16 protein-coding genes are annotated in these 17,240 nt (G+C 49.8%); 3 read left to right on the top strand and 13 right to left on the bottom strand.

Translation table 11 applies throughout. The annotated features are described in order from the left end of the window. Positions 1-23 precede the first annotated feature (23 nt). A complete protein-coding gene (locus tag ACO0LB_RS03110; protein ID WP_423046377.1) occupies positions 24-410 on the bottom strand; it encodes a hypothetical protein in 387 nt (128 codons plus the stop codon). Positions 411-800: 390 nt separating this feature from the next. Here ACO0LB_RS03110 and ACO0LB_RS03105 point away from each other — a divergent pair, with 390 nt between their 5' ends. Then, positions 801-2,348 (top strand): DUF4214 domain-containing protein, encoded by a 1,548-nt coding sequence (locus ACO0LB_RS03105; RefSeq protein WP_423046375.1) that lies wholly within the window; start codon positions 801-803, stop codon positions 2,346-2,348. 175 nt (positions 2,349-2,523) lie between these two features. Here ACO0LB_RS03105 and ACO0LB_RS03100 read toward each other — a convergent pair whose 3' ends face one another. The 4 genes from ACO0LB_RS03100 to ACO0LB_RS03085 form a co-directional block, all read right to left on the bottom strand. Beyond that, positions 2,524-3,483: a TraB/GumN family protein gene (locus ACO0LB_RS03100; protein WP_423046373.1), complete on the bottom strand. Its 960-nt coding sequence runs from the start codon at positions 3,481-3,483 to the stop codon at positions 2,524-2,526. Positions 3,484-3,604: 121 nt separating this feature from the next. Continuing rightward, complete coding sequence (locus ACO0LB_RS03095; RefSeq protein WP_423046371.1) at positions 3,605-4,057, bottom strand: type II toxin-antitoxin system death-on-curing family toxin; 453 nt, start codon at positions 4,055-4,057, stop codon at positions 3,605-3,607. A gap of 8 nt (positions 4,058-4,065) precedes the next feature. Then, positions 4,066-5,079 carry a DNA-binding protein gene (locus tag ACO0LB_RS03090; protein WP_423046370.1) on the bottom strand — a complete coding sequence of 338 codons (1,014 nt, stop codon included), beginning with the start codon at positions 5,077-5,079 and terminating at the stop codon, positions 4,066-4,068. A gap of 217 nt (positions 5,080-5,296) precedes the next feature. After that, on the bottom strand, positions 5,297-7,330 hold the full coding sequence (locus ACO0LB_RS03085) for a UvrD-helicase domain-containing protein (RefSeq protein WP_423046368.1): 2,034 nt from the start codon (positions 7,328-7,330) through the stop codon (positions 5,297-5,299). Between the two features lie 117 nt (positions 7,331-7,447). Between ACO0LB_RS03085 and ACO0LB_RS03080 the strand changes: the two genes are divergently transcribed. Next, a complete protein-coding gene (locus ACO0LB_RS03080; RefSeq protein WP_423046366.1) occupies positions 7,448-7,930 on the top strand; it encodes an SRPBCC family protein in 483 nt (160 codons plus the stop codon). Positions 7,931-7,932: 2 nt separating this feature from the next. Here the strand turns inward: ACO0LB_RS03080 and ACO0LB_RS03075 are convergent, their stop codons facing one another. Continuing rightward, the gene (locus ACO0LB_RS03075; protein WP_423046365.1) at positions 7,933-8,904 is read right to left on the bottom strand and encodes a hypothetical protein; all 972 of its coding nucleotides are present in this window, start codon (positions 8,902-8,904) and stop codon (positions 7,933-7,935) included. A 215-nt stretch (positions 8,905-9,119) separates the two neighbouring features. Here ACO0LB_RS03075 and ACO0LB_RS03070 point away from each other — a divergent pair, with 215 nt between their 5' ends. Then, positions 9,120-10,199 carry a hypothetical protein gene (locus ACO0LB_RS03070; protein ID WP_423046364.1) on the top strand — a complete coding sequence of 360 codons (1,080 nt, stop codon included), beginning with the start codon at positions 9,120-9,122 and terminating at the stop codon, positions 10,197-10,199. 273 nt (positions 10,200-10,472) lie between these two features. On the opposite strand, the gene ACO0LB_RS03065 is transcribed toward ACO0LB_RS03070, so the two are convergent. The 7 genes from ACO0LB_RS03065 to ACO0LB_RS03035 all read right to left on the bottom strand — a co-directional run bounded on the left by ACO0LB_RS03065 (position 10,473) and on the right by ACO0LB_RS03035 (position 17,128). Next, positions 10,473-10,928, bottom strand: a complete 456-nt coding sequence (locus tag ACO0LB_RS03065) for a ParB N-terminal domain-containing protein (RefSeq protein WP_423046362.1) — start codon at positions 10,926-10,928, stop codon at positions 10,473-10,475. Positions 10,929-11,080: 152 nt separating this feature from the next. Then, positions 11,081-12,289, bottom strand: a complete 1,209-nt coding sequence (locus tag ACO0LB_RS03060) for an MFS transporter (RefSeq protein WP_423046360.1) — start codon at positions 12,287-12,289, stop codon at positions 11,081-11,083. Positions 12,290-12,298: 9 nt separating this feature from the next. Next, positions 12,299-13,351 carry a PLP-dependent cysteine synthase family protein gene (locus ACO0LB_RS03055; protein ID WP_423046358.1) on the bottom strand — a complete coding sequence of 351 codons (1,053 nt, stop codon included), beginning with the start codon at positions 13,349-13,351 and terminating at the stop codon, positions 12,299-12,301. 26 nt (positions 13,352-13,377) lie between these two features. Beyond that, positions 13,378-14,391, bottom strand: coding sequence for a 2,3-diaminopropionate biosynthesis protein SbnB (sbnB, locus tag ACO0LB_RS03050; RefSeq protein WP_423046356.1), 1,014 nt, complete (start codon positions 14,389-14,391; stop codon positions 13,378-13,380). A gap of 11 nt (positions 14,392-14,402) precedes the next feature. Continuing rightward, positions 14,403-15,374, bottom strand: a complete 972-nt coding sequence (sbnA, locus tag ACO0LB_RS03045) for a 2,3-diaminopropionate biosynthesis protein SbnA (protein ID WP_423046354.1) — start codon at positions 15,372-15,374, stop codon at positions 14,403-14,405. Between the two features lie 5 nt (positions 15,375-15,379). Beyond that, entirely contained in the window at positions 15,380-16,234 is an 855-nt protein-coding gene (gene dapF, locus ACO0LB_RS03040; RefSeq protein WP_423046352.1) for a diaminopimelate epimerase, read from the bottom strand. Positions 16,235-16,243: 9 nt separating this feature from the next. Continuing rightward, positions 16,244-17,128 carry a TauD/TfdA family dioxygenase gene (locus ACO0LB_RS03035; protein ID WP_423046351.1) on the bottom strand — a complete coding sequence of 295 codons (885 nt, stop codon included), beginning with the start codon at positions 17,126-17,128 and terminating at the stop codon, positions 16,244-16,246. Positions 17,129-17,240: the final 112 nt, after the last annotated feature.

Below are 17,240 nucleotides of genomic sequence, written 5' to 3'. Positions count from 1 at the left end.
CGCGACTTCTGGCGCCATGCACATCAGGCAGGGCGTTTGTATTCATGCCTGAGCACCAGTCGGCTTGACGCAATCAGACTGTTCAGGCCAAAGATCAGTTGCACCAGCACATGTCCGGGCAACATCCAGTATTGCCCGCGTGGCGCTGACTGACTGGTGACCGCGGTAATCAGTGGAATCACCCACGCTGCTTCGGACGTGACATCCAGCATCACATCACCGTCCTGATTGGTATGCAGATAGACCTCTCCACCATGCAACAGGGAAAAACAAATACCCTGACCGACGCTATGCGCAGTCCCGATCGCCTCCTGTAATTCGCGGTTATACAACTCCATCCAGGATTCGACTTCCAGTACTGATTCCAAGGGAGTCCAGGGATGCTCGGATAAAACGGGAGATGGGTTCATGAAGGGTCACTATTTTTCTAGAAGTCTCAGAAAAGCTGAACTAAGATAATCCAAGGCACCAGGCCAGGATGTGTCAGAGCAGCGGTATCACGGGATCAACAATAAGCGTGAGAGGGGGCGAAAGCTTACGCTTGAAACGCCGCCAGAAATTGCTTGCAAGTATGGTCTATGCCCGACACAACATCAAGATTGAGTTACCAGCTTGAGCCATGGCGCTATCACGCCATGATTCAGGACTGCATTGATACAACTGCATTCCTTGCATGAATGCCCCAGAGTCACCTTCAGGTTGCCTTAGAGTTGCCTTAGAGTCATATTAAAACCATCTTACGACTATCTTACGAGCATCGCGTATCGTTATATTAACTACAACAACAGAAGGAATTCATCATGCCTGATACCGTCTCCACTCAAAAAGAAACGCTGATTGTCAACGCTTACAGCGGCGATTATCGCATTGATGTTTTATTACCCTCGGCAACTGCACGCTGGAACAATGGCAAATCCGTAGGTACCTCAGCAGAAGTGACATTCAGTTTCATGTCAAATGCGCCGACCTACAGTCAGGATTCTGATAAAAAAGGGTTCAGCAGCTTTACGGATGAACAAAAAGTAGCCACGCGCGCCATCCTTGATCTGATTTCTCAGCAAATCGGCATCACGTTCAAGGAAGTCACTGATACCGACGCGAGCTACGGCACCATGCGTTTTGGCAATAACGCACAGGGAGCGACGAGTGCTGGCTACGCAACGTATCCGGACACCAGCGACCTCAATACCTCAGGTGACGTCTACATCAACAATCAAGATGCCAGTAATCTGAGCAATGTCGTTCCCGGCACCAATAGCTGGGCAACACTGGTACATGAGATCGGCCATGCTATCGGTCTCAAGCATCCTGGTAACTACAATGCGGGCGAACCTGCATCGACAACGCCGGATAATTTCCTGGCCGCTGCGGAAGATAGCGAAGCCAATACCATCATGTCTTACATCAAGGCGCCGCAACAGCAGGAACGGGATTTCTTTGCCAAATACGATCTGTTGGCGCTGAAATATCTGTACGGTGGCAAAGCCTATAACGCCGACAACACGACCTACAGTTATTCGGATGCCGATGGCAAAATCCTCAAGCTGATCAACGATACCGGCGGAACCGATACCATCGATGCATCCGCTGTAACGATCGGTGTCAGCATCAGCCTTGTCGCAGGCAGCAGCAGCTCAGTTGGAAAAATCGCCGATGGCAGCGCCGCGGTTAATAACCTGTCGATTGCTTACGATGCCGTGATCGAAAACCTGATCGGCACCAAATTCAGCGACACGCTGATCGGTAATGCGATCAATAACCGGATCGTCAGCGGTGGTGGTAGCGATACTGTCGATGGCGGTGCAGGCTTTGATACGCTGGTTGTCAATGGCAGCAAGGCCAGCTTTGCCATACAAAAAAATGGCGATCTGGTGACTGCCAAAAATGCAGCTTCTGGCGACAATCTGACGATCACCAATGTCGAACGGGTGCAGTTCAGCGATAGCGTCGTAGGCTTTGATATCAGCGGCAATGCCGGGCAAACCTATCGTCTGTATCAGGCCGCATTTGACCGCAAACCTGATCTGACGGGGCTAGGCTACTGGATCAATGAAATGGATAAAGGGGCGAGTCTGCAAAAAGTTGCGACTGGTTTTACACAGTCTGCGGAGTTCCAAACGCTGTACGGGAATAACCCAACCAACGCCACTTTGCTCACCAATATATACAAAAATGTATTGCACAGGGAGGCAGATCCAAGTGGTTATGACTATTGGTTTAAAGAATTAAGCGCAGGAAGAATCTCCGCAGCAGATACCTTGGCCAGCTTTGCTGACAGTCCAGAAAATCAGGCACAAGTCATCGGCTCCATACAAAACGGTATCGAATTCACACCGTGGCTGGGATAAACGTAACAACAATAACGGCAGCTCCGCCGCCTCGCGATACAGTAGTGAGTGGTGGTGATTAGTGGCGGGAGATTGCCGGTAATTCTGTCATTGCGGATAATCGACCGCAATGACAGATAGCTTGAAGTAAGTGAGTCATTTCAGATCAACACCGCCCACCTCTGCGCTGCCCCGATCAGGGCTGACGCAGAGGCAGGAACAACTGCTCCGGCGAACCTGACTGGCGTAGCTGGCGCAGTTGATAACCCTGACGTTGCAATAAATCTGTAATGCTGTTTTTGCCTGCGATATGTCCGGCACCGACAACGACAAAGATTTTCTTGCCAGCATGTATCGCCGCTGCCATCTGTGCCGCCATATGTGGATTACGGTCATCCAGCAAAAGCTTCATCATCTTGCGTGAGCCCTTGTCCTTATCCGCCGTTTGCTCCAGTATGCGCACCAGCGTCTCTGCATCTCCTTCCTGCCATGCCCGTACCATCTGCTCAGTCTCACGCACGGCCTCGCCACTTTGCAAGGCTTCCAGCGTCTGAAGTAATAAGGCATCGCCATCTTCATCATCAAGCCCACCTAATACCTGCGCCTGAAACTCCATGCTTTCCAGTTCAACGACAGGCTTATGTGCAGCATGTGCGCGACGGATAAAATGCAGATCAACTCCCTCTGCGGCATCGTATCCCTGTGCAGTAAATATCCCCAGACTGAGGCTGGTCGCGACAATCGCCGGTTTCAGCTGGCTGACCTGTGCCACGGAATTTCCTAACATGGCTTGTAATTTTTTCCAGGTGGCAGTACGCAGATGTCTTTTTAAATTGTCCGGCGTCGTATAACTTAACCAGGGCATCGCTTTTTTCCCGGCCTCTGCATCGCTGCCGTCAATTTCCACCATCAGCACATCAGCCTGCTGAAACGCCTGCTGTACTGCATCGGGCAAGGGGTAGAAACTCGCTTTGGCCAGATGAATAGAACCAAACAAATACGCTGTGTTCATCGTCGATTTTACTTCCCACAGGATGCCGTTGGCAGGCGTTTCATCACCCGCCTGTGCGAGGCCGTGGAACGCAATAGCGACACCTGCCAGCATATTGAATGCGTGTTTAAGTAAAGGATACGGGGGATGAAGAAGGGGAATCATTATTTTTCTCTTATTCGGATTTTGGTTTTCCATGAATGACAAGACTGCAGGCGGAGTAATGTCAGCCAAACGAGAAAATGGGGATGGTAATAATTACATTTATCAATAAATACCTAATTCCTCAGAAATTGTTGGTTATTGTTGCATCAATAATTTTCAGTTTCAGAGCTTCACTGTAGTCAGCTTCAATCAATATAGATTCAATAATTTCAGCCAATAAATTTTTATCAATTTGATTGTCTGCCACCCAAACCGCAATGTTTTCCATTTCAAAAACAAAGCGCGTAATTACATAATCATAGCCATTGAGTTTTAAAAAATAAGCACCAAGAGCGATACTGGAACGTTTATTCCCATCGTTAAATGCGTGGTTTTTGTTAATAGCAAAAACTAGGTGCGTTAATTTATCCTGAAACTCAGGATAGTAAAGATCATTCTGAATGTGAGCTAAAGGACTTTCCAGGTTGCCAAGATTCAATATTCCAATCCGTCCACCAGAATTTTCTATAATCCAGTCGTGAACATCAATTGCATGATCTACATCGAAGTAGAAGGTCGGCAGTTTATTATCCATTGCTGTCTTTAGCGATCTTTGAGTCGTTTAAATACTGCTAAGGTCTCTGGATCATTTAATTGCTCCTCTAACGATTTGCTTGTTTCTCCTAAAAACCGTTCAAAATCAGCTTCCGGTACCGACTTTACATAGGCGCTTAACTTCTCATGCAAAGCATCACGAAAGCACAAGTCACGGCTCGCCATCTTTGTCCTGGCGTCAAGAATTAGTGGAATAAATAATGGATGGGCTTCAAACTTACTAAATAATTCCTCTGTCTCTTTTTGAGTCAATTTTCTATTAAGTTGTTTTGATGCCCGCTCTAACTCGTGAGCTATACCTGCCTCATAACTGGCAATCAGCGTCAGCACCTCAGAATATAAAGTTTCGCGAATACTGTCACTCTCCGCTAATTTGAGAACGCGTCGATATTCAGTGGCATTTTCATGAAAAATACTTTGATAAATTAGATTGGTAAAACGCGAATACTTCCAGTGATTAGCATCAACGTACTGATCCAAAGCATCGGTAAATTGCTTACGGTAACCCTGTTCTTGAAAAGCAGCGAGTAAATATTGATTATCGCGTTGATTGATATATTTAGTTTTGCCGCCAGAGCGTGCCGCTACAGTGTCAATTACAATATCTAGCAAACGGCTGCGAATGAGCTTAGCTTTTTCACTTTCAGTTAATAACATCGCTAAATTTAAAACCGAGCGGAAAGTAAATAATCCTAATATCGGTGCCTTGTTACCCTCATCCATGAGGGTAACATTGCTTAAGCTCTTGAATTCTTTGAGTTTTTTCCCACGCAACAACATGTAACCATTAGATTTTAGTTCCTCATTGTGTGCAGAAAGATAACGCTCAATCGTGGCATCGCTGACATCGAACATTGCCATGACATGCTGCTTAGTGAACACACATTCACCATCAAAAAACACTCCGCCAAGAGCTAGATGATGTTCTGCCTGCGATAAGGCATAACGATTATTCAGTACATTTTGTCTATCTACTAAAGAATTAGTTAGGTCGTTTGCCATAAATGATCTTTCTCTAATAGTGGAGCCGTTGGTTTTTTAATCTAAAAACGATTGAAATCGAAGAAGGTTTTGAGTGATTTTTTCTTGCAGTATCACCCGCATGGTTCGCTGACTAAGCACACGTTGTACATTGCATCTCTTTCAGAAAATTGGCACAAGATTATCATTTAAAGTACATAAAAAAATAGCCAAATAATCTTTTATGTAAGCTGATTCTCTATTCAGGTTTAGGCTGACTCAGTAAGGCTTTCAGATTCGCCAGCCGTTCTTTCGGTGTCAAGGTTTCTGCTTCGCTCGGCACGGCGTCGCCTTCATCGAGTTTCATTTCCTTGATAAAGCGGGAAACATCACAATGCACTGGTGCACCGGCGCGTTTTCGCTTCTTGCACCAAGTGATATGCAAGCTGCGCTGAGCGCGCGTGATGCCGACATACATCAGTCGCCGCTCTTCTTCGATACGCGCGGCGAGCGTTTCTATCGGTGCATCAGGATCGCCTTTATGCGGCAAAATACCCTCTTCAACACCCACCAGAAACACATGCGGATATTCGAGACCTTTTGATGCGTGCAGGGTAGACATGCGCACCGCATCTGGCTCTTCATCCTTACCTTCCATCATCGTCATCAACGCCACCATCTGCGTCAGATCGAGCAGGCTGCGATGATCGTCGGTACCGTCTTTACCACCGCTGCCCTTGGTCTTTAACCATTGCGTGAAATCCAGTACGTTCTGCCATTTGTTTTGCGCCGCACGGTCATCGAAGCTGTCATACAGATAGGCTTCGTAATTAATTTCTTTCATCAGATCATCCAGCAATTGCTCGGCATGACTTTCGCGATGCGCATGCGCTTCGACCTGATTGATAAAGGTGCAGAATTCACGCAATGGCCGCAATTGCCGGTCCGTGAGTTTTGCTTCGATACCGCCTTTGAATACGGCAGCAAATAACGAGCATTGCCATTGGCCGGCAAACGCGCCCAGCACTTCCAGCGTCGCCTGACCAACACCGCGCTTAGGTGTCGTAATCGCGCGGATGAACGCCGGATCATCATCTTCATTGGCGATCAGACGTAGGTAAGCGATGATGTCTTTGATTTCGGCGCGGTCAAAGAAACTCTGACCACCAGAAATCGTGTAGGGAATACGCTCCTTACGCAAGGCCTGTTCGATCACACGCGCCTGGTGATTGCCGCGATACAGGATCGCGTAATCAGAATACTTGGCACGCCGCTCAAAGCGATGCGCAGAGATCATGATGGCGACTTGTTCCGCCTCTTGTTCATCGTCCTGCATACCGAGCACTTTGACCGGATCTCCAAGGCCATGCTCAGACCACAGCGATTTTTCAAACAGCTTGGGATTATTACCGATCACCGCATTCGCCGCCTGCAAGATGCGCGTGCTGGAACGGTAGTTTTGTTCGAGCTTGATGATTTCCAGATTTGGGAAATCGACTTGCAAAGTCTTCAGATTTTCAATCGTAGCACCACGCCAGGCGTAGATCGCCTGATCGTCGTCACCCACGGCAGTAAACATCGGCTTTTTGCCTACGCCGGTGACCAATAATTTCACCAGTTCATACTGGCAGGTGTTGGTGTCCTGATATTCATCGACCAGCAGATAACGCAAACGGCGCTGCCATTTGTCGCGCACTTGCTCGTTATTGCGGAACAGCTCGACTGGCAGCCGGATCAGATCATCGAAATCGACCGCCTGATACGCCGATAACGTGGCGACATAACTCGCATAAATACGCGCAGCAATCGCTTCTTCTTCGTCCTGCGCCTGCTGCAATGCCTGTTCCGGCGTGATCAGCGCATTTTTCCAGAGCGACATGGCAGTCTGTATACGGCGGATTAATTGCTTATCGGTGGTGATGGCCAGATCCTGTACCAGCGAAAAACAATCGTCGCTGTCCATGATCGAGAAGCGGTCTTTCAGGCCCAGCGCCTGCGCTTCCTGCCGCAGAATTTTCACGCCCAGCGAGTGAAACGTCGATACCGTTAGTTGTTTGGCCTGACGCGGCTCGGCCAGCAGTTTGCCTATCCGCTCCTGCATTTCCAGTGCCGCCTTATTGGTGAATGTCAGCGCGGCAATATGTCTGGGCTCGTAACCGTGGATTTCGATCAGATTGACGATTTTCTGCGTGATCACACGGGTTTTGCCCGAACCCGCCCCCGCCAGAACCAGACAAGGGCCATCCATATAGTTGACGGCATTACGTTGGGGAGTATTCAGACCGTGGGACATAGCGCTTAGAAAATCGGAGTAAGCGCTATTGTAGCCCTATCGTCAAGGCTGGCGGGATTTCCCCCTGCTGTCAGCAAGAAGAGTAAACTATGGCTCATTCAAAAATGAGGCGACATCATGAAATTTGAGCATCTGGTAGAAATTAATGACATCCTGAATCCCATGGCCGACTTCATCAGCCGTGAACAACTGTGGCGCGGACTGGTGCTACGAGCGGAATCACCGAAATTATTTGTCCCGTATCTGGATGCAGCCAACATCGTTGACCGTACAGAAGCCAGCATGACACGCACGCTGAAATATGGCGATCTGTCGGTGACTGATACCGTGCGTTTTGTGCATCTTGAACATGTGCATTACGACGTGGCAGCACAGGGTGACATACCGCCTTCGTCACTGCGCATGATGATTGAAGAACCACAACCCGGGCATCTGTTCGTACGCTTTCTCTACGAAAACAGTACCTCGGCTGCTCAGGATGAAGAGAACAAGATGTACAACGAATATCGCAAATCAGCGTATGAAGAAGCCGATATTGATACCATCAAGGTCATCCGCGAACTGGCAGAAAGCGGCCGGCTGGATGCCTTACCTTCCTGATTTCAGGCTGGTAACAGTTCACCACGCCACAGTAATAACATCGTACGCACACTCAAAAAAAGCACCAGAGCGCTGACCAGCAAAACCGCTGTCAGCGCTACTTCTGCAGGCCAATGTCCACGTTGTACCGCTTCCACCACACAGGATGCCATTGCGCCTAAAGGAAATGAAAAAGACCAGAAACCCGCATTAAACGGCGTTTCCAACAGCCAGTGCCAGCGTGTCATGACGGCGAAGAGTAAGCCGCTCGAAATACCAATTCCTATCATCAGAAAATCTGCTGACAATTCCGGCCATAATGTCATCACCGTCAACGTACCCACTGTTGCTGGCGCTACTTCGATGCCCAGTGTAGTGCGCAGGGTCACAGGTAAAGGACCAGAGAAAAGGCGGTTCAGGATTTTAAATTCCAGCAACGCCCACCCCGCCAGACCTACGCCGAACAGCAACATGGCAAATCCTGGCAAACCCACGGTCTTCATTGCCATCGCACCGACAAATCCGCCCGGAACAATCGGTAAATACAAGGCAGGACTGATCAGATCAGCAGGCATTCTGCCCGTCGATAACTGTGACACGATATGCCATGCGATTAACAACTGAGACAATAGCGCAACTGCAACCAATATCCGCGCCTCGGTCAGCCATTCCATGTGAGCAGGCAACAGCAGAATGACGATAAACAAGCAGCATGTCGGGGCAATGGCCAACATGGCGCCCTGCACGGGATGGCGTAATTCCGTCATGAGCGTCGACGGATAACGTATCAGCTTCAATACGCTCAACAGCGCCAGCAATGCAAATACCACCAGCCCAGCCATCTGCACCAGATCAGCGACCACGCCAGCGCCCTGAATCTCAAATACCTGCAATCTGCGCCATCCGGATGACAAAGACAACAGACCCAATACAATCCCAAACAAACCGGCAGGCAAACGGACTAACCACGGACGCAATGCTGAAACAGAATTCACTCTTGACTCCAAAAGACGGAATATGCAAAGGCAACATGATGCCATGCCATCTGCATGCTATGTCATGCTCAACTCCTTTGAGGCCACATAAAATTATGGCACTCACTATCATTCGTCCCGGTGTTGTCAGCTCATACCATATCGGTGATAACAGAAGTCTGGGATAATGCGCGTTGTTCCAGTTGATCCAGGTCCTCTCCTTTATAAGGCATACCATGTCCAAGCTCACTAAAAGCGCCCCTGCAAGCGTCCCTGATGCACCTGAACCATTTCAAGCAACGCGCTTGAAACGCAAACAATTCTCCAGCACTGGCGATGTCCATATTCAGGGCGACGTGACGATCACGACACAACTGATCGTCGGCGGTGACTTGTTAATTGACGGTGACCTGATTGCAGAAGAGGTCTTCTGTCTTGGTAAGCTGACGGTGACGGGTGATGTGCAGGTGCAATCGCTGTATATCGGCCAGACACTGGATGCAGGCGGCAATATCGACGTGGAATTCCTCGTCAAAACCGGCTGCAATGCCGAATGGATGGCGCGCGTACTCGAACTCGATCAGCGCAAACTCAAAGAAGGTGAGAGTTTTATCGATCTGCTGGTGCATCCGGCGATACTCGACCGCCATCAGCATAACGATGTGTTCGGCGGCTTTGGTGATATTCAGGGACTCGGTTATTTATCCTGCGCAGATCTGGATTGTCATGGCAACCTGCAACTCGATGACGACCTTGAAGCTACCGAAGTGCAATTCGTTGGCGGCCATCTGAGTGCCAGCGCAATCCACGTCGCGGGTGATTGCAATTGCCAGGGTGAAGTATTCAGCGAAACCAATATCGAAGTCGAAGGCAGCCTGTTTGCTGGTGAAATTGTTTGTCAGGGCAATGTCTCCGCAGGTGCGATCGGTAGCCAGGGTGACATCAGTGCCTGGGGCAGCATCCGCGCCAAAGGTGAACTCAGCAGTCTGTTTGGCGAAATTCACGCAGGCCGCTGGATCGCCACGGCAGCGACTTTATACGCAGCAAAATACATCAAGGCCGGTGAATCTGTGGTCGGAGAAAAAGGCATTCACTGCGGTAAAGACTATGGCATTTTTGCTGGCTCCACCTTGCCACGTTCCGCATGGGCAACGCAAGGCTTGATCTCTGCCGACAGCAAACCACGTCTGATTTTGTCGGGAGAATTTGTCGCCGATAAAAAACTGCGTCACATCGATGCGCTGGAAAAAAAACGTGACAAAGAACTCGATTGGGAAATCGCCCGCAGAGTGAAGCGTGAAATGCTGGCAGAATAATCAGTAGCCCTCATCAGCGTCATCAGGCGAAGAACTTCTGTGACAGATTGTCTTCGCCTCATTCACATACGTCTTTGCTACATCCTGTTTATTTTTTCTCAGAACGTGTTCACGCCCTGACAGTAAGATCGTGAGCACGTTCTAAAAAATCGGCAATTCAATTTGACGAGAATTTTTATGAAAAAATTACATCTTCTATTTCAACAGCGTTACGTTTAACCGCACTGACCACCGTGCTGGCATTGGTCGGCTGCGGTGGCGGTAGAACTTCGACTACGGGGACAACACCCGTTCATCATTGTGTTGGGTAAATTGGTTAATCTGGCGCAAGCTGGCGATGCTGATTTCGCAGGCGGGCAGAGCTGGTTCAAAAACATGGCGCGTGGTTTTGTAAGCAAAGATTTTGTGCTCGCGCAGGATCACCTGATAGATTTTGGCAATCGAAAATGGTTCGCCGCTGTCCCAGTGTAATACCGAGACGCCGGGTGTATTGTAATCGAGCAAAATGCAGGGCAAATGCGACAACCCCAACAGCCGAGCTGCGCGCAAGCGGTGGTTACCATCCATGATGATGCCGGTATGGCGTTCCACAGGTACAGGCATGATCCACATGCCCCGGTCGGCAATTTGTTGGGCTAAGTTTTGCACATCATGGTAATCGACTTCTTCTGAAGCCAGGAAAAAATCGATGGACTCAAGTACCACCGGATAGCTGGATAAGATGGACATGTGTCACCTTCAAGAAAGACGATTGGAATGAAAAAATCAAGCGTCCAGTAAGATATCGTTCTGGTCGTCGATTAAACGCAAATACGCCATCACTTCGCGATACTGGGCTGGGTAGTGACCACGTAGGCGGTTTTGCAGCTACGTGACAAGCGCTATCGGTCGGCAGCGAAGTTGACCGAGGGGGCCTTCCCTGGACCAATGGTGTAAAAGTACGTGGCAATGCCAAGGTTGGCCAAGGTGCCAATCAGCAACAGGAAGAACAAACCACGGTAACCATGCTCTTGCACCGCCACAGCACCGAGATAGGGAAACAGGTAGCGCGCCACCAGATAAGACAAACTAAAGGCGATCAATGCCTGTGCTCGCATCGCAGAAGGAGCATGGTTCACAGCCTGCGCCTGGATCAATGGATACAGAAGTCCATAGCTCACACCTAACAGCAAGGCTCCCATGGCATAGACCACGACGGACAAATCCGCGTATAGCAGCAAGGTGAGTGCAATCACCATCAACAAAGCAAGTGCCGCGATCACAAAACCAGGGGAGAACTTCGCAATAGATTTACTCAAACCGAAGCGAGCACTGACCACCGCCAACGTATAAAAACTAAAGAAAATGGTGTAATCGATTCCTATGGAGGTCGCGAAGGTTGCTTGAAAATTCATCATGCTTGTATAGACGCAGGCGCAGATCACTACCATCGTCAAGAAAAATGCGCTTGGAAGTCGCATGATGGTACCAATGCCCTGAGAGCTCGCGCCCGCCTCATTTTGCCCCACCGTTGCATACAGCTTATTTCTGTTGGCAGCCTTGCTGGAGAGAAGAAAAGCGACAAAACTCGTCACGCATGCCAGCGTGTAGAGATTGCTGTAGTTCATTCCCAAATATTTCAACGCCAGACTACAAAAGATGGGTGCCAGGCCGATCCCCATCGTGTTGTAAGCACCATAAATCGTAAAATAATAAGAACGCTCCTTGTCCTCCAATGTGGACGACATGCACAAAGGCCCCTGAGTGAGAAAAATTCCCCATCCCATCCCATGCAACAAAGAAGCTAGATAAAGTAGCGGCTCGGAAGGCATTACACTGCGGGACTCAAGCAGGAAAATTATGCTACCGATGAAAAACAGCAGGCTTCCCGCTGGGGCAAAACGACTCAGTCCGAATCGTTTCAGCAACCAGTGACTGGACAGTACGCAAACAAGAGCGCCGACAGCACCTACTGCAAATACTTGCCCGAAAAATAATTCGTTACGACCAAAGGATTGGAACCACAGTGGAAGTGTGAGAAATATACCGACCGCAAAGGTGACAAAAAAATTCTCTGCGTACAATAAACTGCGTATTTTGTATTTTTCCATAATCGACTTTCAATATTCTTGATGAGAAATGGCGGCAGCAAGCTCAGCACAATCGACCGGCCTATCCATATCAACCTCTAGCATTGGATTGCGAAGATTTGTATCAATCTCGATGCCATGTTGCGCGAGCCACTCGTCGGAATAAATGGTGTCGAGATATTTTTCGCCGCTGTCGGGTAACACGCAAAGCATGCTGCTTCCTAGTGTAGGCAAAATCCGCTGTGCCTCATGTAATACAGCTCCGGCCGATCCACCGAGCAGCATGCCCTCCTGCATCGCCATGCGACGGCACATATTGAACGCATCCGTATCAGATATCTTTGCGCCTATGTCGATATAGTCGTGACTGAGATTTTTTGGGGTAAAGTAATTTCCCGGACCTTGCTGCAGATAAGGCCCTTTTTGGCCTCCGAACAGCGTCGAGCCTACTGGTTCCACACCTATCACCTGAATCGTGGGATCGTACTCTTTGATACGCCGCGAGACTCCGGTGATCGTACCTCCGGTGCCGACACTTACTAATACTGCCTTGATTGGTATCGCGCTAGTTTGGATAAATTCCACAATTTCGGCACCAGTGCCACGGTAATGCGCATCGGGCGCATCCGGGTTTTCATATTGATTGGGCACGAACATCCCATCGACATGGCTGCGCAGTTCGTCGATAAGTTTAATCCGCGACTGTGTCAGGTCGGCTCCCACGGTTGCTCTGCTTTTTAGCATCAAAATCGTCGCGCCCAGCGCTCGCAGTAGCTTCAGCTTTTCCACCGGACAGTTCTGATCCACCACTACCACATTACGATAGCCTTTAACACGACAAACGATGCTGAGTCCGATGCCAGTGTTGCCGGATGAAGATTCAATTACCATCGCATCGGGTTGCAGTGCGCCGCTCTGTTCAGCACGCTCAATGATATTGAGGGCGATCCGGTCTTTAACGCTGCGACCAGGATTGAAAAATTCCAATTTGGCAAAAATGGCGTGTTCGGAATTGCCGGCAAGGCTATTGATCCGTACTACCGGCGTATTGCCGACTGTGCCAAGAAAATTGTTGTAGTACATGTTATCTTTAATGTTGCGTTAGGGAATTACCAGCGGGCGGTATCCGGGAAAAATCCTTCAATGGGACAAGCCAGCTTGTGGAGGCATGCGCGTTCCAGCAAGTAATGGCCGAGTGCGACATCCAAAACGCCAAGTCCAAATGGCGAAAAAATGATGGGTTTATCATCATCGATATCAAGATTTCCTGATATCACATCCGCCAGCGTCCCCGCTACAAAATCACGATTGCCCGTAAGCTGCTCCGCCAAATGTGGCGAAGTTGATGCCTTCATGCAGTGTTCCACGTCATCAAAAATATTGGTAGAACCAATCAAAATCTCAGGCGCCAAATCGCGCAAGGAAATATTGAGAATGATCTGGCGAGGAGTAAGCCAGCTTGAATTGTGGATATAGGGCTGAACCGCAGTGGTGGCAAAAACTACATGGGAGGCACCTTGCAACGCCTCATCCAGCGATGCGGCCACCACCGCCGATGCGCATAGCGGCTCAGCAGCTCTGGCCAAATGCGAGGCATCAGTTTGATTTAGGTCGTGCACAACGAGTGATTCCACCGACCATGAATTCGCATGAAAGTATTCGATAATGGTTCTCGCAATGACGCCTGCACCGACCACCGCTAAGCGCTTTGCATGTTTACCATTGCCTAGCACCTCAGCTCCTAATACGGCTGAGGCGGCGGTACGCGCCGCACTGATCTGTGACGCCTCCAAAAATGCAATGGGATAGCCGGTTTCGTAATCGTTGAGGATCAGCGTCGCAGAAGCGCGTTGCAGATTGACGCGGATATTCGACGGATAACTGGCAATCCATTTAATGCCAGAGACCGCTCGATCACCTTTCAAGGCAGCAGGCAATGCAATAATGCGAGCTTCCGGCTTGTCGTCAAAGCGCAAGAAATAACTGTCTGGATTGATGGTCTGTGCCGCACCGTGCGCCAAATAGGTATCTCGTACCACACCGATAACATTTGCATGCGATTTGGAGAGTAGATCGGCAATTGCTCTACCGGGAACAACAAATAAAGTGCTTGGGGATATCATGGATTGTTGACTTAGTTCGCCATTTCTGGCACAGATTCGCGTAGTAGGTTCGGGAAGCGGGTATTAACCCACTCGTCGTTGTAAATGGTATCGGCATAGCGGTCACCGAGATCAGGCGAGATAGCGACCACGCAGGCACCGGCATGAATCAGATCGGCGTAACGACCTACACCAGCCAGTACGGTGCCGGTAGAACCACCAAGCAAAATGCCCTGGCGTACGAGGCGGCGACACATGACTATCGTTTCGACTTCTGGAATCATCAGCATCTTGTCGAAACTCGAATGCCGGCGGATGGGTGGTGGCGTGCTCGTGCCAAGCCCGGGAATGTACCGCTTCCCCGCCAGACCGCCGAAGGTCACAGAGCCGACAGAATCCACGGCGATAATGCGGGCGTTGGGCGCCCGCTCGCGCAGCTCGCTGGAGACGCCGCCAAGAGTGCCGGTCGTGCCAGCGCCGACAAAGATAAAATCCGGATTCGGGAAATGCTTCAGAATGCTGGTGGCTGTCGTGAGCCGGTGCGCTCTGACGTTCTCGATATTTTCGTATTGATTAATCCATACCAGCCGACTGTCCAGCTTGATCATAGACTTGATCAGTTCAATACGGGTTTCCAGGTAGCCGCCATTCACATCACGCTTGTTCACGATGATGAGTTCAGCACCATAGGCCTTAATCAGGCTTTCAGTGAGCGGCGAGATATTTGGGTCGCTGACACAGGTGAAGGCATACCCCTTGGCGGCGCAAATCATGCTCAACGCCAGGCCGAGATTTCCGGACGAGCTTTCGATGATTCGCGAACCAGGCCGCAATGTGCCAGCTGCCTCCAGAGCCTGGATCATATGCGCCCCTGCCTTGACCTTGATGGAGCCTGTAACAGAAAAACCTTCAAGCTTTAGGTTGACGGCAAAGTGCGGCGCGATGCTGCGCAACGCCAAAAAGCAATCATCATGCACCAGTTCAGTAGGGCATTGAGCAATCATAAAATCTATTCCCCCATCAAGTGGAAGTTACCATCGAAAACATAACGCGCTGGTCCCGTCATAAGTATCCGGCCGTCGCTGGAACGCTCGATCAGCAGCTCGCCGAGTGCGACTTCCACGGTGACCTGAGGCCCAGTCAAACTTAATTCGTTGGCCGCTACCACTGTGGCGCAGGCACCGCTGCCGCAAGCGAGAACCAATCCCGCACCACGTTCCCAGGTGTGTAGGCGAACCCGATCCTTACCGATATGTTGGGCAAAATTGACATTGATACCTTCCGGAAAAAATGCATGGCGCTCAATGAAGGCTCCGACTTCAGCGACATTGACTTGGTCCAATGTATCCAAGAAGATCACCGCATGCGGGACCGAAACCCGCAGCGCATGGCCATTCCAGGAAGACCCTGCGTATTCGATCGAAAATGGGGGTAAATTTTCCAAAGCAAGCTGGGCGGGGATATCGTTGGTATTCAGCACAGGAACACCCATATCAATGCTGACACCGACTACATCATCGGAGACCAGCCGCAGAGAAATCTGCATGCGCCCCGCCAAGGTATGAACGGCGAATTCTCGATACCGGCAAATTCCGCGACCATAGGCATAATGAGCTACGCAACGTATGCCGTTGCCACACATGGATGATTCGCTACCGTCAGGATTGAAAATCCTCATCGACACGGCTCTCGGCTCAGAGGATGCCCCTAAAACCAGCAGACCATCGGCACCCACACCGGTGCGGCGATTGCACATAATCGTGGCGAGTTGGCCGAGATTTTCGTTTCGCACATGATCTTCCTCAACAAGTAAAAAATCGTTGCCGAGACCGTGCATTTTGGTGAATTTAATTTTTCGTTCCATAGCACACTTTTAGATCGCTTGCAGTCTGCGCAGATAGACTCGCTGCAACCAACGCCGGTCTTCCGGTGCAATATCTACCTTTGGGATAGAAACTCGACCGTGGCAATTTTTACGGTTATCGAACAGCAATACATCGCCCGGCTCCATGAGCAAACTCAGGCAATTGCGTAGTTGACCGTCTTCCGTCACACAATGTTTGAAGAGTTTGTCGAGCAACCGTTGCGCTTCTTCATCCGCGCCAGTCATGGATGTCAGGTCGAGTCGCAGCTTCATCTCGCCGAGCTCGTTGCGCTCCAGAATCGGGTAATTGAAAGTCTCACGCACACCCCAGCTTTCTCCCATTTCTACACAAAATCGCGGCTGAAATGCGATGTCAAGTTCCTGCGGAGTCATCACCTCCAGAAACACCTCCAGTGGCCAGATCGCTGTTGGCCCCTTCTCCTCATTTTTGAGATAGGTGATCATGATGAGATCGGGCGGCTCGGGGAGATGAGGGGCTTCCATATGCGCCTCAAAAAGATTAGCACCTTCATTACTGCGACTTTCTTCACGGCCTGCCACGGGAATCACCTGATGGATGTACTCCCCCTTTTTCTCGCCAGGATAGCCCAAAATATCGCAGCCAATCGACGAGGCTAGGCGCAAAATAGCCCATTCCAGGCCCCATTCGCTTCTTTCAGGACGGTCGCCACTCGCCCCTGTTGGCGGTAACGTGCTCAGGAACTCCTTCATGATTCCACGCACTATTCCGTAGCCGCTGATTCCTGCCACGACTTGCGCTAACGCAAGCGGGGGAACTTGCGTTCTACCGAAGATCGATGGGATTTTTCCTTGGCGTCTTTGAATCCATTCGTAGGCATTTAGCTTGGCTAGATTTTGTAAAATTTGAGTCATGTGTCCCTGCTTTTAATCTGCAATTTCTCCGGAGCATCACTACACGCCAAAGAATTTTTTTAAATGATGCCGCTCATCAAAAGTTATATTTTTATCTATTTATTATAATAAT

The organism is Undibacterium sp. SXout7W, assembly GCF_049339385.1.
Classification (GTDB): domain Bacteria; phylum Pseudomonadota; class Gammaproteobacteria; order Burkholderiales; family Burkholderiaceae_D; genus Undibacterium.
Note: the sequence above shows the minus strand (reverse complement) of the source record. Positions and strands in the feature narration are given on the sequence as shown.